Genomic DNA, 21,867 nt, shown 5'->3' with positions numbered 1-21,867 from the left:
TTATTAATGTTATGACTTAATTATTGTCCATCGACCTTAACGCTGAACTTCATTGTGACCGTTTCAGAAGGTGCTAAAGCAAACTCAGTTGATTTCAAATTGTTTGCTGTATTCGATACCGTACCTTTTGATGCAGGATCTAGTGCAGCTGCTGGTGTTGTACCTAAAGTGGTATAACTTGGCACAGCATCCGTGATCACAACTTTAGTTACTGCTTGGTTACCATCATTTACCGCCTTAATTTGGTAAATGATACAAGCACCTGGTTTTGCTTGAAGCGTCGATGTTCCGAAGTTCCCTTCTTCAGCGCCATTACAATCAGCGTCTAGCGCTTGTAATTTTTCCAAACGGACTTGACCAATGTTCACTGTAGTTTTATCAGTTACAGTGACAGCAGCTGGGGCAGCAATACTGTTCAAGTCACCTGTCGGAGTGATGGTTACAATAGATAGATCGGCCTGACCTGCAGTTGCATTACTAGGAGCTTCAACCTTCACCAAGATACTTACACTTTCATTTGGCGAAAGACCATCTTCACCATTCGTCGCTGTTAGCCACGCATTAAGATCAGTGCCAGTAACCAACTCATTCGCGTCAGCAACACCATTATTGTTTTTGTCCACATAAACTGAGGTTACAAAGCCACTATTTGATGGGTCATGCGTGATTGCAAATGGAAGTGTACTTCCCCCTGTCACACCTTCTACAACGTTACCGTTGTTGGTCAAAGTATGCTTATAAACAATCGTACCGCCTGGAGCGACCTGACCTTGTTGATCAGCTAAGAACGACAGTCCACGAACAGCTTCTACAACAAGACGATCTTTCATCTTGTCAGTTAAGCCAGTTGCAGGAGAATTAATCGTGAAGACAATATCTTGGCTATTTGCAGGCGTTGCATTTGCAGAAGGCGTCACTTTTGCACAGAAATAAGCCGTTGCATTTGGCTGAATTGCACCTGTGTTGGTCACTTTAGTTGAAGAACACACACCAGTTGCGTCAGCAACAAAGTACTCAACGGTCCAACCTGATGGTAATGGTTGATCTGTACCAAAGTTATAGTTGTCTGCAGTTGAACCACCATTGGTCACAGCTATCGGGAATGTCCCTGCAACACCAGGTTTAGTCGTTACTGTCGTTACAATATTAGCCGCAACATATGCGCCTTCACCTGTAAGTGCAGTATCATTCTCTATATAGTCTTTATTACCCTTACCATTACTCAAATCGACTTTAGAAGTAGTGATGTCAGTAATACGTAAAGTGATCTTATCTGATAGAGTTCCATGTACAGGTGTAATGGTTAAGATCGTATCTAGGCCAGGAGCTGTAATCGGCCCTGTATACCCATTTGGCAAAGTAATACGTGCAGAAATTTCAAGATGACCACCAGAAGCCAATGGACCACTATCTACACTTGCGTCACCATTGGTATCCGTTAATGGTGTATTACCATCCGACTTTAACAATTCAACAATAGAACCTGCTGGTAACTTAGATTTATCGACTTTAATGTTATATGTCTCAGTCACATTACCTAGGTTATGAATCCAAATATCTTCAGTTGAGCTTGAAGCACCAAATAAGATAGGTGAACCTTGAACAGCAGTGGTAGAGATTAAGTCATCTTTAGAACCCGCGACTTCAGCATCTGAGTAAGGGTCTGTTGCTAAATCATTGATCGTACCAATATAAGTCGACTGAACTGTGACATCATACGGGTTAGTAGGTTGAGGACTTTCTGTACCTGGACCATCCGGGTCAAATGTTGCAATGTTGGTAATTTTACCGGCTGGTGCGCTTGCGTTGACTGTTACTTGGAAAGTTAATTTTCCTGTGCTGTTACGTGGTACTGATGCCAATACCAACTGCGCTTTACCATTGGTAAATTCGTACTTCGCTGCTGTTTCGTCACCAGTAGCATCTGTCAATGCCGCTGTTTGACCACTCCAACGCGCAGACCCCGCAACGTACGTCACACCTGCTGGCAGGATATCTTCAATGGTTAAATTTGTTGCGTCAGCATTACCTGTATTTTTATAGGTCAACTCATAAGTCACCGTATCACCACGAGTTACAGCAGTAACATTGGCAGATTTCGTGACTTGAATCACTGCGCCGCCCACGATTTTCACTGTATCCGTGTTAACTTTGATATCACTTGAACCGATGAACGTACTCTCTGCTGATAAAGTCAATTTACCCAAGTCATTTGCCTGAGCTGTTGATGCCGTTGTACCCACAACAACTAAACCTGCAGACTCACCCGCATTTAAAGTAATAACTTGTCCCATTAAATTGGTGTTGTTATCAGGCACACCGTCTTTGTTCGCATCTAAATAAATCGCAATATTTGAGAAATCAAATGCATCACCAGCGATGTTTGCCAAACTTAATGTGAACTTATCTGTTCCATTACCCGTATTGGTCAAGACGTGTGATAGGGTCACTACACCGTTCGGATTCGCAGTCGCACTACGGTCTTGTTCAAGTGTGAAACTGCCCACTTGTAAAACAGTCGTTTTGACTTCATTCGAAGTGACAGTACGTGTAGTCGACGTACCATCCACATACGATGCTGTTGCAATGTTACTAATATTCGTACCTGCAGCTGGCGCAGCCGCATATGTGGTGCCTGTAGCAAAGAAAGCAAACCCACCTAAGACTGTCGCAATTGACAAATAAAGGTTATTTCGCTTTGTTGTTTTCAAATTCATAGACATGAAAGTCCCCCGACTCCATCGGAATGATGTGTGTAAAATTTAGAAATTAATCGTTTGAAGTATTTACTTTGGCTTGAGCACTAACCGTTACGGACTTTTTCGCTGGTAACTCTGCAATCTGCCACTGTAAAGCACGGTATTCTTTCAATGGAATATTGACCAACTTGCCATCTACTTTTTTCTTTAATGGCATTGCTGCAAAGTTGACACCATCCGTGCTTCCCAGTGCACCAGAAGGCAAACTTGCACCCAAATATTGGGTATCGGCTGGAATCGGTAATGTCGCCTTTAAGCTTTTGATATTACCTGTGGTGTTGTTGGTATAAGTCGCACGATACTCAATCACATCCTGCGGTTTAATTGAGTCTGCAGCTTTGAATTGCGCATTCCCCTTATTGTCTACAACTTTTTTAAACGCTTTAAGCTGAACAGAGACAGGCTCATTATTGGTCGCTGCAGTTGCCACCATCGCACTGGCAGCAACCCCAACAAACATCAAACTAATTGTCATTTTTTTCAGCATAGAATTTTTGTTTAACATGATTTTATCCACTGCGAACCAATGCGATTTTTTTGTGACACTAATCACTTTTTTATAAATTAATGCAACAAATCTCAAAGCAATATTAAACAAAAATCACACAAACAACCATACATTATTTAAAAAAAATGTTAACTAGTTCACCTTAGGTGATTTTCATTAGATACAATAAATCACACAAAATAAATTAAGATGCTGATATATAATATATTTTAAACTTAAGTTAAAATTACATAATGAAACATTTGTAAAAACTACCAAAAATGATAATTCCTAAAAAAAATTTTAATGCTCTTTAAAAGTCCTAAATGTTATTTTTCTGAGAGAACTATCTGGGAAAAATAGGGACTATAACTGTCTTTAAATTATTCAATCCACGCTTATCATTTAATATATTTTTCAAGTAAATACATAAAAAAACTACATCTCCCATTTATAAAAATGAGCAATAAAAAACCCCTTCTTGTAAATCCCAGAAGGGGTTTGCCATATCAAAAATTAACTAATCGGGAATGCGTACACAGAAACCTACCTGTCCCTTTTGTTTCGGTGCCAAGACACCAGGTATTGTCCATTTCAACTGCCCTGCATTTGCCTCAGTTTGACAACCTGTAGCTGTACATGACATCGTTCCATAAACTGTACCCACGGGAACACTATCTTTTAAAACAACATCAACTAAGTTTTTGTTTGAGTTATTGGTATAGGTGATTTGATATTCCAAATAATCTCCTTTCGCAGCTTGGTTTGACACAGTAAATGGCGTCGTATTATTGCTAGGTGCAGGACATGTAGATGTTTTTCGAACCAACTTACTGATGTTTAAACCTGCTGTCCCAATAGTCGTAATGTCATTCACACTATTACTTTCTTTTGCCGTAGCAGCGCTATAAGTTCCTTTTCCATTGACCTTAAAGCTCGCAATAAACCGATCACCACCTTGCGCTGTGGTTGGTGAAACCACTCTCTGAATTAAACAGACTTTTTCATTGGCTTTGATGGTGCGACTCGACAGTAAACTCTCCCCTTGATCTAACTGTGCATTACAGTTGCTATCCACATAAACTAAACTTTGCCAAGGCTGATTATTTGCAGGTTGCTGCTCTTTGCTTTCCGTTAAATTGAGCACATTCATCACACTTTTAGCTGTCAACTCATGTGGATAATCCACCACATCTCCAGCTACAATAGTTTTTTGTCCATTTTGGCTTAAGATCAATTGCAACTCAGCATCACCAAATAAGAATCCCTCATAACTCGTGACATTATTCGCTTTGGGAATAGTGAACTGATCATTGCTACTATCAACGGTCGCTGTGACCGTGCTTGCTTTTGCAGAACTTACTGAATCATAGCCTGTCACATTACGTTGCACGAGACAGACATTACTGCGCCCAGAGAAGACATCCTGTAAAGTCTGTATTCTAAAATCACCATTAGCATTGGATGTTGCCGATGCTAAGACTGCCTGAGTTGAACAATCTTGGAGTTCAACTACACTGCCAGCAATACCTAGTTCACCAACATCTACGCTTCCGTTATATGCCTTTGAAATATCTGAAGATGTACCACCGTTATCATTAAAGACTCGTCCAGAGAATACATAGCCGGCTTTTTTACTATTCGTTACGCGGCATACAAGCTTGGATGCAAATTTCACATTGGCTGCAGGAATGGTTTGAGTCATACCATTTACACCACCCAAATTCCCCGTGCCGTTCCCTGAAATTGAAGCATTAGTATCTGTGCATTCAATGCTTTTAAGAGAATATAAAGTTGAAGCAGACTCAGTAAAGCTAATCGCGGTGTTTGGTATTGCGTAAACTACTGTTGCACCTTGCTCTATAAGCGATGTACTGGTTTTCAAACGCACAGATTGCGCAGCACCAATAACCGTCGTGACCACTTCACCGCTAGTAATGGTTTCAGCGTTGTTATTTGTCAAATTTGAGAACGCGTTAAAGTTAAAGCTATCGGTGCCATTTTCAGATACTTTGTTCATTTGGAACGTTGGCTTTAAACACGCATTCACGTCATTTAAACCAATACCAATATCATCACCTGCTACACCCGAACCCGCATAACTCTGGAATTCGGTACGTACAACTTTGATACTCGTTACAGAAGTAGGTAGTGTAATCGTAAAATTAATACTTCCTGGATCTGTTTGATATGAAGTTAATGAATAATCTGATTGTGAAACTTGAGCACCATTTAAGGAATTGAATGACGCTGTTGTATTTGAACTTTTACCTGGAGTAATCAGCACAGCATAAGCTATTCCATCTACCAAGACACGAATGGTCGCCCCTGTTGTGTTACTGCGCGGGTAACCATAGGACCAACTCAGCCGCCCTCGCACTTGCAAAGCACCATTTGCTCCCGTGCCATACATGACGCTATTCGGAAGTACTGTTGGACTACTCCCCGCTGTTTTTAAATTATTATCAAAAGCTGCCAAAGTATTGTCGGCATCATATTTTCTAAAAGTCATATCAGAAACAAGATTTACCGCTTGACTCGCTGAACACTGATTTTGCGAACTTCCAGTAGTAATTGGCGTATTCTGTGTAATCGTCATGTTTGCTGTGGCACTATTATTAGCAGAGTTTCGATCAAAAACACTAGTAGAAATAGATGCAGTATTGGCAACTGAACCTGCTTTATAAGCTAGGCCCGTTATAATGAACTCTAAATAATTGACATCTTTTCCATTGGCAGGAAGGTTTAACCCAGTTGCGCTGAGACTGTTGCTGCTTTCTGAAGTCACCATATTTGCAGTTGTTGGGCATACTGCCGTCCCATATTTGGCACATGTCCAACTTAAACTCGAAATATTTGTAGGAACTAAATCCGTTAATGTTGCATCGGTAACCGCAACACCACCATTATTCCAAGCCTTAATCGTATATTTCACGACATCACCTGTATTGTATATCGTTTTATCAGAAGTTTTCGAGACTTCCAAATCTGCCGATGCCAATACCGTGTCTTGATCTGTTGTTGTGCAAGCACCAGTGGTTTGGTTAAATGAACGTGTAATACCTCCACTATTTAAAGCCGTACAACTAGCTCCTGTAGAGGAACCTAATGTAGGCACTTCTACTGTCGCTGTATTTGACACAGTACTGCCCACTGTAGCATCCACACGTGCTGTAACTAAAATTTCGTAGAATTCGCCAGAGGCTAAACTCCCTGTGTCAATAGAAGCCAAACTGCTTAAAGCTGGAGCTGTAGTACATTTATTATTGGCAACTGTACTACAAGATACAGCTATCGCCGTTAATCCTGTACCGACCACATCCTTAAGTAATGTTCCAGTATAAGTGTCAGGGCCGTTATTCGAGACACGTACGGTATAAGTGGTTGTCCCACCTGAATAGACTTGGGTTACATTATTCGTTTTAGAAACAACCAAATCGCCAACCATAGAGTCAACGCTAGCTGCACTAAAAACAAAAGCATCGCCAGAACTCCCCCAACCAACCCCAGAACTTGCATCAGAAGCAAGATAAACCCCGAACCTTAATGATGTTATCGTATTCGAATTTTCAACTTGCACACTTCCACTGGCACCACCACTGCCCGTTGTTGCTCCATAACTACCTGCATTATTTCGGATATCACTTCCAGAAATAACTAAATTTCTTCCTGAAAGTAGTCTGATCGTTGTACCAGATGGAGCACTTGATAACCTAAAATTAGCAGTAATACCAACTCCACCAAAAGTTCCCCCCATGCCTGATAAATTAATGACTGGATTTTTAACTGGTCTATTAAAATTTACGACTACGTCACCAAAGTAAACTCCCAATCCACTTGTAACTCGACTAACATTACTTGCCAATATGCTCGAGTTTAAAACAACACGTGTGCCGTAATTATTCGTAATGCTAATTCCTGTCCCCATAGAAGGATTTAGACGACTTGAGGTAAAATCATTGTCTCGGGGAGCACCTTGATCACCTATAGGAATAAAAATACTTCTTTCAGCTGCTGTACCTGTATTATCACCAAAAAAGAGACCGCTATTATTTCCATTTGGATACTGCTGATTTTCAAGTGTGTATGTCACTGTTGTTTTAGGAAAGTAGCTTTGACTAAAGGTATTTGCCGTTGGGTTATCAGCATTAAATAAATATGTATTTGTTTGAGACGCTGTGGTTGGCCCCGTTCCAGCCGTACCACTTGCAGAAGATATCTCCAAAGTGGGTACAGCAGCAATTGCTACCGAATTTAATATCAGCCCCAAACCTAGACTTGCTGAGAATGCAATAATGCGCTTCATTGACTTAGTTCCCCACATATTTCACCCCAAACTCTAAGCTATGACTTTCATTGCTTTTTATTGCAGCAACTGAACCCTTAATTGCACCCGACTGTCCAAGTGCTGGTGCAGTTAATGAACCCACTTCACACGTTGTACAACTTGGCGCTTTACTCATCACCATCGCCTCAGGCGTGTAATCATAAAAATTAAATCGCCCAATGGCCGAAGCCCCCAAGTTCTTCACTGTCAATTGGTACAAAACACATTGCCCCGAACCATCTGCATTACGTGTAATCGGTAACACATTTGAGGTATACGCCGTATCCGCGACACCATCGCAATTATTATCTTTGGCTTGTAACTTGCTCAAACGGACTGGTGCACTGGTTATGGTTGTAATATCTGTTGCCGTATCCAATATCGTACCAGCACTATTTTTTAGGCTAATGATGGAAGTATTCACGACTCCAACAGTGTTATACGCGGTATTTTCCACTTTATTAAAGATACGAAGCTGTGCTTTACTGCTGAGAATTGCAGCACTCACAACCGATAAATTTTGAATGATCGGATCGGACGCATCTAACTGCCCATCGTTATTGGCATCATAATAAAGGGTTGTGGTAAAGCCAATTCGATCATTGGCAACACTGAAATTATCCGTTGCGGACAATGCAGATGTTCCCCACGGCTTTAATGTGTGGGTATACACAATACTGCCACCTGGTGCGATTTGCCCACGCAAATCAGGTTCTAAACTCACACCACCTTGACTCGCATTCGAGTTAATCGTAATGGCATTTTGAATTACATCATAGCCATTGTTTGGTGCTGAGGTAGGCAAACTAGAAGAAGCCACTTTAAAATAAATTGGAATCGGCTGAGTTGTGCTTTTTGCGTCTGCTCGAATTTCCACAACCGCACAATAAAGCTGAGACTCCCCATTATTCAATAACCGCGTTGAAGTAATTTCTGCTCCAAGTACCGAGCAGTCTATGGTTGATGAAGCAAAATAGCGCACAGAACTAACATCGCTTGGCAAAGCAACCGTCGCAAAATTGTTATCAGCATCAGCACTAAAGTTATAACTCGTCGCTTGACCCGTATGGCGTACCGTAAGCGGGAACACCACCGTTTGGTTATTCACCCCCGCCAAGGTTTTCCACGGCGAACTGCCATTCGACACATTGCCATTTCCTGTCCCATTTGCTGTGGTTTCAGGGCTATTGATCAAGTCCACTAAGCGAGAGGCCGCATTTTGTATCAATGAGGTCCGATCTTGTACCGTATCTGTTTTGGTATTGTCTGTTATCGACTGTGCTTTAGGCACAATGTTATATGTGGTATTGGCTGTATCAATATAGTCTGGTGGGAACGTAATTTTCACAATTATCGGAAGCTTAGCACCAGCATCTAGCGTTCCCGTATCAACAATCCCGTCATTATTGCTATCAAATAATGGCGTAACACCATCTGCACGATAGAACTCCAGCACACTCCCTGTCGGTAAATTATGGCTAGCAAAACTTAAATTGAACCGATCTGCCGCTGTTCCAGTGTTCCAGACATAGTTTTCAAAGCTAACTGTACCACCACTACTTACAGCAGATTTAGTCAGTAAGTCTGCACCACTCACACTATTTACATCCGCATTAATCACCACCCCATAAATCGGTTTAATGTTTAATACTGCGGTGTTTGACTGCGTGGTTAAATTTGCTGTAGTAGACAACCCATCATGGTCATAGTCCATATTGGCAAAGTTGGGGATCTCACCTGGTGCAGTACGTGCCACGCGAACACGGAACTCAATATAACCTTGTGCATTCGCAGGCACATTGGTGATTTGTGCACGAATGGTTTTACCATCCGCATCCAGATAATAGTTTATTCCTGTCGGGTCATCATTATTTGATGCAGCATTGAGTGCTTGCCCATTCCAGTTTTCATTTCCCGTCACATAGGTCAACTGTGTGGTATCTAGCAGGTCGCTGATATTCACTACACCACTGGTATTGCCGTTATTAAAATAGGTTAAACGGACTGTTGCGATATCCCCATTTACTACAATTGTTTTATCAAAACTTTTGGTTAAGTTTAAAACTGCCTGATCCGTGATGCGAGATGTATCAATATTATTTTGAGTCAGGCTCGGCTGTTGTGTAGAGGTCGCTGTGAGTTGAATCTGACTGGTGCTATTTACGGCTGCTGTTGAAGGGATGATGGCTTTAATAATCAGTGCAACTGTCTCTCCAGCATTTAAGCCATATTGGCTAATTGGAGTATTACTATCAGCGACACCATTTCGATCGGCATCTAAATAAATTTCAATATTACTATGGTTAAAACTGCCCCCTGCAATTTGACTGCTCACCAAGTTATAAAGATCGCGTTCGTTCCCTGTATTAGTTAAAACATGATGATAGTAAACAGCCTGCCCCGGACGTACATATTCCGTTCGGTTATCTTTCAAACTGAGGTTATACACAGGAATAACAGTGGTTTGAACCAAATTGGAACGTGCCACTTGAACCACAGTAGAACCTTCTTCTTTGTATTCACCCACCGCCATGTTACTGATGACCAGCGCATCAGCAAAAACCCAAGTCGATGCTGTTGCCCCCAATAAGCTCAGCATGGCAATACGCATATTTCGAATGATTTTCTTTTCTGCAAACATTTTCCGAGCCTACTCTTAAGGGTTAACACGAATAACAAAGTAGAAATTGGCTTCTTGGCTTGGATCTAAACTACTCACCAAAGCAGAAACTTTGTCACCAGAAGATAAATTTGTACCTGACGGAACAATGACAGGCGTTCCTACTAGGCTGGTATAAGCTGGAACAACATCATTAAATTGCACATTCTTCACCACCGAACTACCATCATTTTTAAGGGTCAGCTTATACACCACACATTGATTTGGCTTGACCGAAACCAATTGGGTGGAATAGCTCAGAGCTGCTAAATTAGTGGTGGTACAGCTACTATTCGCTGCTTGTGTTTTAACTAACTGTAAATGCCCCGTTGCAACCGTGGTCACATCTGTATTTTTTAAGTTATCTAAATGAATGCCGTTAAAGTCTGACACTTCAACCACGATATCTGCCTGACTCACCACCCCTTCTGTTGCCGAAGGTGCTGCTTGAACTTTGAGTAACAACTGAATATCAGCCTGAGCCACTAAACCTGCACTACCCAAAAGCTGATTTAAACTGGTGGTTGCGCTAATAATTTGGTCTGCACTATCAATCTGACCATTTTTATTCGCATCATAATAAAGGGTATAGACAAAGCCATCATTTTTCAGTGGTACAACTTTTAGATTAACCTGAGAACCTGCATTTGCGCCTTCTGCCATATTGCCCAAATTCTTTAAAGTATGTGCATAGACAATTGTGCCGCCCACACTTACCTGTCCCTGCTGATCATTGGTCAGAGTGAGTAAACGTGCGACATTACTTTCAATTTGGTTCTTAATCGAGTCCGCTTGTTGATTAACAGGTGATTGAATCGCAAACCAAATCGGTGCTGTAAAATTCTGTTGACTGGCGTCAACCTCAATCACCGCACAATAGCTCTTGCTTGCTCCAGCGCCTAAGGTTCCCGTATTGGTAATTTGCTTACCCACCGTTTGACAGCTTGCATCACCTTCATAAAATTTGACGCTAAAACCCGTTTTAGCGGTAAGTGCAATATTGGCTACATCGATCGCGCTAAAGGATGCATACAAATTATAGTTGTTGGCTTGAGTTGAATTATTCTTTGCCACCAAAGGAAAAACCGCTTTTCCCGAAGTAACTTTAACTGTACGTAATGGTTGACCGGCGTTATCCACAATCCCCACACCTAAACCAGATTGGTCAGCATTATATAAATCACTACTGCTAGATGCAGCGGCTAAAGCTGTAATTTGGTTACGAATCGGGTCAGAGGCTGTACTTGAAGCAATGGATGTTGCAACCACATCAATATTGATATTGCTGACACTGCTGGTACAGCCTGTAGAGGCTGATACCCCAACCTGAATTTGTTTTACCGCAGCATTTGAAATCGAGCCTGTATCGACTTTACCGTCACCATTGGTATCCGTAAATAATGTTTTTCCATCCTGCGTGTAAAAATTAACTTTGACACAGCTAGGCAAATTGTTTGAGCTATAACTTAAATTATAAGTATCTGTGGTATTACCAACGTTCCAAACATAGTTATTAAAGAAAACTTCTTGCCCTGGTTTCAAACTGGCTTGAATCACCAAGTTATCAGGACTGTTATTCGGGTTACCAACGTTCGCTGCTGAACTGGATTTATTATTTAAAACCACCCCATAGACAGCAGCCAAACTGTAGATCACGGTATTGGAGAAACTGCTCAGTTTTACCGTGGTATTATCCATGTCATATTGTACAAAACCTGCCGTGTTTGGAATTTTATTGGCAGCACCTTGTTTCACTTTGGCTTTAAAAGCCAATGTGCCTGATGTGAGCGGTGCAACAGCTGTAATACTGGCTTCTAGACTCTTCCCATCAGGTTTAAGCTGGTAGGCAATTCCTGTATTGGCAGATCCTTCTGTATCATTTGCATCGGTGAGTGCTGTGCTATTTTGATTCCAAACTGCTGACCCAGATACATATTCTAAAGAATCATCCAATACATCTTGCAGCACAACACGACGTGTTGCTGTCCCTGTATTCCGATAGGTCAAAGTATAGGTGATCAGGTCACCAATATTACCTTCACTTGCACTTTGCGCTTTAACGAGAGAAATCACAGCATCATCTACAACGCGAATCGTATCTGTGACTTGTGCAGAAAGTGTCGTATTTTGCTGGCTTACAGCTTTGAGATCTAAACTACTGAGCTGATTAAAAGAGACATTGGTCGGGATACTGCCTACAATCACGACTGCTAAAGATTGACCCGCATTGAGCTCAATTGATCCCACCAATAAGTCTTCAGTATTATCTGGTAAACCATTTTGATCGCGGTCTGCATAGACCTTCACATTACTTAAATCAAAATTATCCGTGCTACTTTGCACTAGCCCCAATGTATATCGATCAGCAGTATTACCTGTATTGGTTAACACATGTGGCAGATTCACAGCCCCACCGACCACACCATATTGGTTTTGATTTTGTACTAAAGTCAGTGAGTACGTTTTTTGCACTTCCAATGCCACAGGATTGGAATTGACCAATAAAACATTCCCCATCTCATCGGTATAGTCCCCAGATGCAACGTTAGAAATATAGCTTCCCGGTTGTGGAAATGCATGTGCTTCTAATGAAAAAAAAAATAAAAATGACAGAGCAGAAAATTTCTTTTTGTTAATTTTCATATGAATTAGCCAGCAAAAATACAAACTGTGTCACAATTCTATACTATTTTGTATCATAGTTGTTATTGTGATTGCATATTTATTAGATAAAATTTGTACAGCATACTTTTTGGCCCTTTAAATTCTTATTTATTTCGAGCCAAATGGGCGTGAACAATAACTCCAAATCAATTCATCAAAAAAAGCTTATCGAAACTGCTGAAGATGCCAACTCATCTACCCTTAGAAAAAAATAACGCCCAATGAAGCTCATCGGGCGTTATTTTAAATAGTTAAATACCTATTTCAGGGTTAAATTTTATATCAGGTATTACAACGTATGCTGGTCTTTCACATCGTCAAGAACATCATCGAGCTCTTCTGGATTTTTCATCAAGTGGAGAATAGACAACACAAGTCCTCCCCAAACAAACAACATTGAAATCACCATCATTACGATTGCTGAAGTATTCATTTTTTTCTCCTAGCGATCTTTAACTTTGCTGAGTACGATTGCAATAACGGCACAGAAAATCACACTGCCCCAACCAAATAGCCCTTGCAGACTCATGCTATAGGTATCGTAACCATTTTTCACCAAATTAAATAACGTCATACTCAGCGTCGTTAATAACACGAGTGAAGTAATTACGGTCAAGGTAAATGCCCACCCCTTACCGAGTTGAATTGTGGAAATACGGTTTACGTGATCACGCAACTCAATCAATGCAGAACGCTTAAACCACGTAATACAAAGGATTGAAACAAGCGCGCCACCCACAATGCCAATGTTATTAATAAAGTGATCGACAATATCAACCAATTTAATCGCATTCACACTTGAGAAAAGAATAACTGAAACTAAAGCACTACCACCACCAATAATGGTCACTGCTTTTTTACGGCTCCATTTTAACTTATCCTGCATCGCTGCAATTGGCACTTCCAAGATACTCACCATGGAAGAAATACCAGCAACAAATAATGATGAGAAGAACAATAGACCGAATAAATCAGCACCCGCACCTAGACTTGAAATGATTTTCGGGAAAGCAATAAATGCCAGACCGATACCACCACTTACCACATCTTGGACTTCTTTACCTGCGGCATGCGCCATAAAGCCTAATGCAGCAAAAATACCAATACCCGCCAAAATTTCAGTTGAAGCGTTGGCAAAACCAACGATTAAACCTGAGCCTGTCAAGTTGGTCTTTGGCTTTAAGTAAGATGCATAAGTCACCATAATCCCGAAACCCACAGAAAGTGAGAAGAAGGTATGGCCATACGCCGCTAACCACACTTTATAGTCCATCATCGCAGACCAGTTTGGCGTAAAGAATGCATTTAAGCCTTCTGCTGCACCAGGTAAACGAAGTGATTGCACCACTAAAATGCTGAATAAAACGAATAGCAAAGGCATGAAAATCTTATTTGATAATTCAACACCTTTTTTAACTCCACCAAAAAGGATAATTAAGGTCAGTGCCCAAATTCCCACGATTGGCCAAAATAAATGGCTTACAAACTGTAAATCGAAACCTGTTGCTTTCGAAGTTTGTAAGTAGGTGTTAAAGAAGAAACTTTCAGGGTCACTGCCCCAAGTCTGGCCAATCGAGAAGTAAACATAACTTCCCGCCCACGTCAGTACGCTGGCATAGTACAAACCAATGATGATACACACACAGACTTGCCACCAACCCAGCGTTTCACCGCCTTTAAACAAAGCTCGATAGGCTTTAGGTGGTGACCCAGAACTACGATGTCCCGTTGCATAATCTAAAAATAACAGAGGTAAACCAGCGGTAATTAACGCCAATAAATAAGGAATAAGAAAGGCACCGCCGCCATTTTCATAAGCAACATAAGGAAAACGCCAAATATTACCTAAACCTACAGCCGAACCTACAGCTGCAATAATAAAACCAGATCGTGATGTCCAGTTTTCACGAGTTCCTGACATAAAACACCTAAACCTAGACACTTTTTAACTGCTTTTTATTTGCTTATCTCGCAAGTAAAAAGTGCCATACAATATTAATCTTGAGTGTTTGATTTAGCTTCGACCTTTTGGGTGCAAGGTTCTAAATGACAAACAGAGGAGTTTTCACAAAACCTTGGTTAAAGTGTGTCGATTAAACTTCCCTTTTATATGGTTCAACAATACTCACTTTTATAAAAATATTCTGTAATTTCTACTTCAAATATTCCATTTTTATAATGTGTTCTGATTCAACCGTTCAATTAATCAGCTTATTTATTGTACAAAATTAGTTATAAATTAACAAACTTTTTGGAATGATTTATTGCACCTATTTCGCTACATAAAATTTTAATATCCCTCAACGATGTTCAACCTACTAAAAAAAATAATCTAAGGGATGCTCAAGCCATAAATTGTATGTATAAAACATTACTTTTCACATTTTATTCAAATATTCATTCCATCACAGAATATTGACCATGTTTCTGATGAACATCACATGCATGAATATGGCTTTTAATTTTGTTCTGTATTGATCGCGCAGTCGTATTTACAACTACGCTGTACCAGTGATGCTCTATATTTAAAAGAGAAACTGCTACAACCAGTCATTGCGTAGAACATCAACAGTTTCAGTAGATCAATCCAGCATTTGGCAGGCTACTTAAAAGATGCTGATTTAAAGCGGTAAGCAAAAATTATATAAGCTATTTGGATTTGTCAGCTTAGGCTTACAAATAACGTAGTTAAAATGCTGTATGAACAACAGCCACCGCCATGTATATTTAAATCATTAGGAAACAGGACGTTTCCCAAACTTAAAACAACAATAATCAGTTTGAGCATCAGGACGTGAGATATGACAGGAGTTGTACCTAAGCACTGAAATACAAAGAAACCTCGACAGGATGTCGGGGTTTCTTTTTATCTCTATTTCGCAATTAAAGCTGAATATAAGTCCGAAATCCTCGACTCGAATAGTACGAAGCAGCGCCATTATGATAGGTAAACGTACGACCATAACGCTGATCACAAAAGATCGCCCCACCTTGCTGACGTAATTCAGCTGGCGTCTCAACCCAACTGGATGTTTTCAAGTCGAAATTAAAAATCTGCTGTAAGGCATAATACTGCTTTTCCGTCATTAAGCTTAAGTCATAAGCCTGTACCCAATCTAGTACTGTATTTTCAGGCGGATGGTCTTTACGACTCAATAGTGCCTCTCGGTCATAACACATGCTCCGTCGCCCTTTTGGGGACTCAATTGAACAATCAAAAAAATACACATCTTGTGTATTCGGTAAAGCGACAACATCGGGCTCACCACCACTTATTTCCATTTGTTGTAACGCATATAGTTTTTCAGGAGACTGCAAAAGTTGTTCTCGGACAGAGGCCCAACTAACTTGCATATGACGTTCAGTATGCTGTTGAAACCGTTGTTCTAAGGTATTGAATAAACGTTCAGTTTGCTCAGGTTCGAGTTCTTTCTGCTGCTTAATCATTGTTATTATACTGCCTTATTTAATGCTACCTTTAGCATAGCACTCTCTTTCAAACACAACCAAATATCACCCAGCGGTATACCGATTTTGCAAAAATAAAGGCCCTCAAAATGAGAGCCTTTTATTTTTAGGGTTTGATTAAGAAGATGCTTTGATTGAACTCGAAACTTTCACCTGAGTTTTAACTGCTTCTTCAGCACTATTTAAACGGATAAAAGAAACTGCTATCGCAGCAAGTACCGCAGGAATCGCCACAGCAATAAAATTCAACTTATGTGGTAATTCCATGCCCAACAATACCCCAATGACGATTGGACCCACGATTGCCCCCACACGACCAATCCCCGATGCCCAACCCAACCCCGTTGAACGAACAGCCAATGGATAATATTGCGCCACATAGCTATATAGTAAAATACTACAACCGATTGAAGCGGCTCCTGCAAGTGCAACCAATAAATAAATTACAGGTTGTGGAGAATTAAAACCTAAACCCACCAATGCAAATGCCCCGACAGTCAACATGCTAATAATGACAGGTTTCAAGTGGAAACGATCTGCAAGCACACCACCACCTGCAGTGCCAATCACCGCGCCAATGTTCAAAGAAAGAAGGAACATTAAACTGCTGCCCATCGAATAACCCGCAGCCATCATCAGTTTTGGTAACCAGCTGCCTAGGGCATAAACCATCAATAAGCACATGAAAAAGCAGCACCAAAATAGAACTGTACCCATACCACGACCATTTTTAAACAAAGCAACGACAGATGCATCAGGGACTTTAGCTTCGTTCAGCACTAGAACCGTATCTGAAGTTACAGTCTCTTCAGGTACCAGACGTTGAATAATACTGCGAGCCTTTTCTGTTTGCTGGTCTTTCACTAAAAAAGTGACTGATTCTGGTAAGAATTTCCATAAAATCGGAATAAACAGTAATGGAATACCTGCAATGAAAAACATGATCTTCCAGCCAAAGGTTGGTGTAAACGCAACACCTAGCAGTGCTGCCATAATCCCACCCATCGCATAGCCACTAAACATTGCGGTCACTAAGGTACTACGAAACTTCTGCGGCGCATATTCCGAAGTTAAAGCGACCAAATTCGGTAATACACCACCAATCCCAAGACCCGCGATAAAGCGTAAAATACCGAATTCAGTCGGGTTTGATGCAAAGCCACCCGCAAAAGTGAACCCACTGAACAAGGTGACACAAATAATAATGACTTTTTTACGGCCAATTTTATCAGCCAACATTCCAAATAGCATTGCACCAAACATCATGCCTGCTAAGGCCGTACTGGCTAGCATTCCCGCTTGAACAGCCGTCATACCCCACTCTTTCATTAAAAGCGGTAAAGCCACACCGTTAATTGCTAAATCATAGCCGTCAAACAAGACGACGAATAAGCACCACAAAACAACCGTTAAATGAAAAGGCTTAAACTTAGCCTGATCGATTACAGCATTTACATTCATTGTTGTCGCTGTCATTTTTCCCTCACCTCCAATTGTGAGCTTTATTATAAAAAGTGAATCCAAATTCACTTTTACATAAAATGAATCATAATTCAGTTTTTGTCTATAAATAAAACAATTGAAACGGCTTTTTTTGAGAAAACTAGACTAAAGTTGTATAAAAATAATGCAAATCGATTTGCACTTCTTTGGATTCTTTGATAAATGATAGATGTTTCACATAATTTTAATTTATATAAATCTATTTTTGTATAAATTATCGGCGCATTCTAGGCTTTTCTCTTTTTTGTAGTTATTTTTCCCTCTTAAAATTTCACTTTTTCTTTATTGAATCATTTCATGATAAAAAAACCCCCTCTGCATTAAGCGGAGGGGGTTTTTGAATTAATGAGCTGGCGATGACTTACTCTCACATGGATAACTCCACACTACCATCAGCGCTAAGAGGTTTCACTTCTGAGTTCGGGAAGGGATCAGGTGGTTCACTCTTGCTATTGTCGCCAGCACAACTGTTTATGGATACTCGCTAGGTCTTATGATTGCCTCGCTTTCTACCAAATCTTGCACTCGTTCAAAGCAGTGCTTTGAACATCGTTCATAACAGAACATCTGAGTTAATTTAATTTGCACATTCTACTTAGCTTTATAACTAAATCAAGTTGTTTGCAGTGATTTGAACCACAACACCAACTGTTTGGGTGTTGTATAGTCAAGCCTCACGAGCAATTAGTATTGGTCAGCTTCACATATCACTATGCTTCCACATCCAACCTATCAACGTCGTAGTCTTCAACGGCTCTTTAGAGGACATAAAGTCCTAGGGAAATCTTATCTTGAGGTAGGCTTCCCGCTTAGATGCTTTCAGCGGTTATCCCTTCCGAACATAGCTACCCGGCGATGCGACTGGCGTCACAACCGGTACACCAGAGGTTCGTCCACTCTGGTCCTCTCGTACTAGGAGCAGATCCTCTCAAATTTCCAACGCCCACGGTAGATAGGGACCGAACTGTCTCACGACGTTCTAAACCCAGCTCGCGTACCTCTTTAAATGGCGAACAGCCATACCCTTGGGACCTGCTTCAGCCCCAGGATGAGATGAGCCGACATCGAGGTGCCAAACACCGCCGTCGATATGAACTCTTGGGCGGTATCAGCCTGTTATCCCCAGAGTACCTTTTATCCGTTGAGCGATGGCCCTTCCATACAGAACCACCGGATCACTAAGACCTACTTTCGTACCTGCTCGACTTGTGGGTCTCGCAGTTAAGCGCGCTTTTGCCTTTATACTCTACGCGTGATTTCCGACCACGCTGAGCGCACCTTCGTACTCCTCCGTTACTCTTTAGGAGGAGACCGCCCCAGTCAAACTACCCACCAGACATGGTCCTCGTCCCGGATAACGGGACAGAGTTAGAACCTCAATATTACCAGGGTGGTATTTCAAGATTGGCTCCACCGAAACTAGCGTCTCGGTTTCAAAGCCTCCCACCTATCCTACACAAGTAAGATCAAAGTTCAATGTCAAGCTGCAGTAAAGGTTCACGGGGTCTTTCCGTCTAGCCGCGGGTACACCGCATCTTCACGGCGAATTCGATTTCACTGAGTCTCTGCTGGAGACAGCGCCCCCATCATTATGCCATTCGTGCAGGTCGGAACTTACCCGACAAGGAATTTCGCTACCTTAGGACCGTTATAGTTACGGCCGCCGTTTACTGGGGCTTCGATCAAGAGCTTCGCTTACGCTAACCCCATCAATTAACCTTCCAGCACCGGGCAGGCATCACACCCTATACGTCCACTTTCGTGTTTGCAGAGTGCTATGTTTTTAATAAACAGTTGCAGGGGCCTGGTTTCTGTGGCTGCCAATAGCTCAAGGAGTAAATCCTATCACCGTCGGCAGCGTACCTTCTCCCGAAGTTACGGTACCATTTTGCCTAGTTCCTTCAGCAGAGTTCTCTCAAGCGCTTTGGTCTACTCGACCTGACCACCTGTGTCGGTTTCGGGTACGATTCCTATGTAACTGAAGCTTAGAGACTTTTCCTGGAAGCATGGTATCAGCCACTTCACTGTACAAGTACAGCTTGCTATCAGTTCTCAGCATAGAGTACCCCGGATTTGCCTAAGATACATGCCTACAACCTTCCACCTGGACAACCAACGCCAGGCTGACTTAACCTTCTCCGTCCTCTCATCGCATTACATAGAAGTATTGGAATATTAACCAATTTCCCATCGACTACGCCTCTCGGCCTCGCCTTAGGGGTCGACTCACCCAGCCCCGATTAACGTTGGACTGGAACCCTTGGTCTTTCAGCGTGCGAGTTTTTCACTCGCATTGTCGTTACTCACGTCAGCATTCGCACTTCTGATACCTCCAGCATACTTCTCAATACACCTTCATCGGCTTACAGAACGCTCCCCTACCACTTGCAATAAATTGCAAATCCGCAGCTTCGGCATATAGTTTTAGCCCCGTTACATCTTCCGCGCAGGCCGACTCGACTAGTGAGCTATTACGCTTTCTTTAAAGGGTGGCTGCTTCTAAGCCAACCTCCTAGCTGTCTATGCCTTCCCACATCGTTTCCCACTTAACTATAATTTTGGGGCCTTAGCTGGCGGTCTGGATTGTTTTCCTCTTGACTACGGACGTTAGCACCCGCAGTCTGTCTCCCGGATAGTACTCATTGGTATTCGGAGTTTGCATCGGTTTGGTAAGTCGGGATGACCCCCTAGCCGAAACAGTGCTCTACCCCCAATGGTATTCGTCCGAGGCGCTACCTAAATAGCTTTCGGGGAGAACCAGCTATCACCGAGTTTGATTAGCCTTTCACCCCTATCCACAAGTCATCCCCTGGCTTTTCAACGACAGTGGGTTCGGTCCTCCAGTTAGTGTTACCCAACCTTCAACCTGCTCATGGATAGATCACCCGGTTTCGGGTCTACACCCAGCAACTAAACGCCCTATTAAGACTCGATTTCTCTACGGCTCCCCTATACGGTTAACCTTGCTACTGAATGTAAGTCGCTGACCCATTATACAAAAGGTACGCAGTCACCGAACAAGTCGGCTCCCACTGCTTGTATGCATGCGGTTTCAGGATCTATTTCACTCCCCTCACAGGGGTTCTTTTCGCCTTTCCCTCACGGTACTGGTTCACTATCGGTCAGTCAGGAGTATTTAGCCTTGGAGGATGGTCCCCCCATATTCAGACAAGGTTTCACGTGCCCCGCCCTACTCGACATCATCATATAAGCCCTTTCGTGTACAGGACTATCACCCACTATGGTTGCACTTCCCAGAGCATTCCACTAGAACTTATATGACTTAATGGGCTTTTCCCCGTTCGCTCGCCGCTACTGAGGGAATCTCAATTGATTTCTTTTCCTAAGGGTACTGAGATGTTTCACTTCCCCTCGTTCGCCTCGTATGACTATGTATTCATCATACGATACCTGCCTTATGACAGGTGGGTTTCCCCATTCAGAAATCTCCGGATCACAGGATATTTGCCGCCTCCCCGGAGCTTATCGCAGGCTATTACGTCTTTCATCGCCTCTGACTGCCAAGGCATCCACCACATGCACTTAATTACTTGACTATACAACCCCAAACAGTCGTTAATCCCTACAAGTAGGATTAAGACAGTCTATGATGATTCCTCATCACTTCCTTACAGTTTGTTGCTCTGTGTACTTAAACACTGTACAGCTTCAATTCAATTCACATACCAAAACGCTTGATTCAGTTAATTTCGCTAGTAACTCATTTCTCCAACCTTCATCAATCAGTAATAAATCACTGTTAATGTCGATCTTTAAAACGAGTATGAACAAATTATTTCAACTCAAATATATTCTGTTAATGATTTTTCCAGCCTTCGTCAGGTCAGGAAACTGTGATAAATCACAGAAGTTAATAAGCTTTAACTTACTAAATTCTATAATCTATGGTGGAGACTAGGAGAGTCGAACTCCTGACCTCCTGCGTGCAAAGCAGGCGCTCTACCAACTAAGCTAAGTCCCCAGCTTATCAATAAGTCAA

The 21,867-nt window shown here is 41.7% G+C and carries 9 protein-coding genes, 1 tRNA gene and 2 rRNA genes; all 12 read right to left on the bottom strand.

What is annotated here, in order from left to right:
• Positions 1-20: 20 nt before the first annotated feature.
• The 12 genes from CDG62_RS03045 to CDG62_RS02990 all read right to left on the bottom strand — a co-directional run bounded on the left by CDG62_RS03045 (position 21) and on the right by CDG62_RS02990 (position 21,849).
• Positions 21-2,723, bottom strand: a complete 2,703-nt coding sequence (locus CDG62_RS03045) for a DUF11 domain-containing protein (protein WP_087526599.1) — start codon at positions 2,721-2,723, stop codon at positions 21-23.
• 46 nt (positions 2,724-2,769) lie between these two features.
• Entirely contained in the window at positions 2,770-3,264 is a 495-nt protein-coding gene (locus CDG62_RS03040) for a hypothetical protein (protein WP_004978444.1), read from the bottom strand.
• A 502-nt stretch (positions 3,265-3,766) separates the two neighbouring features.
• Positions 3,767-7,570, bottom strand: a complete 3,804-nt coding sequence (locus CDG62_RS03035; RefSeq protein WP_087526598.1) for a DUF11 domain-containing protein — start codon at positions 7,568-7,570, stop codon at positions 3,767-3,769.
• Entirely contained in the window at positions 7,557-10,214 is a 2,658-nt protein-coding gene (locus tag CDG62_RS03030) for a DUF11 domain-containing protein (RefSeq protein WP_087526597.1), read from the bottom strand. The genes CDG62_RS03035 and CDG62_RS03030 overlap by 14 nt, the downstream gene beginning before the upstream one ends.
• 15 nt (positions 10,215-10,229) lie before the next feature.
• Complete coding sequence (locus tag CDG62_RS03025; protein ID WP_087526596.1) at positions 10,230-12,875, bottom strand: isopeptide-forming domain-containing fimbrial protein; 2,646 nt, start codon at positions 12,873-12,875, stop codon at positions 10,230-10,232.
• A gap of 310 nt (positions 12,876-13,185) precedes the next feature.
• Positions 13,186-13,329, bottom strand: coding sequence for a methionine/alanine import family NSS transporter small subunit (locus CDG62_RS03020; RefSeq protein WP_087526595.1), 144 nt, complete (start codon positions 13,327-13,329; stop codon positions 13,186-13,188).
• Positions 13,330-13,338: 9 nt separating this feature from the next.
• A complete protein-coding gene (locus CDG62_RS03015) occupies positions 13,339-14,817 on the bottom strand; it encodes a sodium-dependent transporter (protein WP_087526594.1) in 1,479 nt (492 codons plus the stop codon).
• Positions 14,818-15,779: 962 nt separating this feature from the next.
• Positions 15,780-16,340, bottom strand: a complete 561-nt coding sequence (locus CDG62_RS03010; protein WP_162904053.1) for a DUF4256 domain-containing protein — start codon at positions 16,338-16,340, stop codon at positions 15,780-15,782.
• A gap of 141 nt (positions 16,341-16,481) precedes the next feature.
• The gene (locus CDG62_RS03005; RefSeq protein WP_087526592.1) at positions 16,482-17,840 is read right to left on the bottom strand and encodes an MFS transporter; all 1,359 of its coding nucleotides are present in this window, start codon (positions 17,838-17,840) and stop codon (positions 16,482-16,484) included.
• Positions 17,841-18,215: 375 nt separating this feature from the next.
• A 5S ribosomal RNA gene (rrf, locus tag CDG62_RS03000) occupies positions 18,216-18,330 on the bottom strand.
• Between the two features lie 200 nt (positions 18,331-18,530).
• Positions 18,531-21,424 (bottom strand): 23S ribosomal RNA (locus CDG62_RS02995).
• Positions 21,425-21,773: 349 nt separating this feature from the next.
• Positions 21,774-21,849, bottom strand: a tRNA-Ala gene (locus CDG62_RS02990).
• Between the last annotated feature and the right edge of the window lie 18 nt (positions 21,850-21,867).

This window comes from Acinetobacter sp. WCHA55 (assembly GCF_002165305.2).
Taxonomy (GTDB): Bacteria; Pseudomonadota; Gammaproteobacteria; order Pseudomonadales; family Moraxellaceae; genus Acinetobacter.
The sequence above is the reverse complement of the archived record's forward strand: the minus strand, read 5'-3'. Positions and strand labels throughout refer to the sequence as shown.

What these genes read in the sequence shown, in the direction of transcription:
- CDG62_RS03040 (WP_004978444.1), bottom strand. Translation starts at nt 3,264, where the DNA reads ATGTTAAACAAAAATTCTATGCTGAAAAAAATGACAATTAGTTTGATG.
- CDG62_RS03035 (WP_087526598.1), bottom strand. Translation starts at nt 7,570, where the DNA reads ATGTGGGGAACTAAGTCAATGAAGCGCATTATTGCATTCTCAGCAAGT.
- CDG62_RS03015 (WP_087526594.1), bottom strand. Translation starts at nt 14,817, where the DNA reads ATGTCAGGAACTCGTGAAAACTGGACATCACGATCTGGTTTTATTATT.
- CDG62_RS03005 (WP_087526592.1), bottom strand. Translation starts at nt 17,840, where the DNA reads ATGACAGCGACAACAATGAATGTAAATGCTGTAATCGATCAGGCTAAG.
- CDG62_RS03025 (WP_087526596.1), bottom strand. Translation starts at nt 12,875, where the DNA reads ATGAAAATTAACAAAAAGAAATTTTCTGCTCTGTCATTTTTATTTTTT.
- CDG62_RS03045 (WP_087526599.1), bottom strand. Translation starts at nt 2,723, where the DNA reads ATGTCTATGAATTTGAAAACAACAAAGCGAAATAACCTTTATTTGTCA.
- CDG62_RS03030 (WP_087526597.1), bottom strand. Translation starts at nt 10,214, where the DNA reads ATGTTTGCAGAAAAGAAAATCATTCGAAATATGCGTATTGCCATGCTG.
- CDG62_RS03020 (WP_087526595.1), bottom strand. Translation starts at nt 13,329, where the DNA reads ATGAATACTTCAGCAATCGTAATGATGGTGATTTCAATGTTGTTTGTT.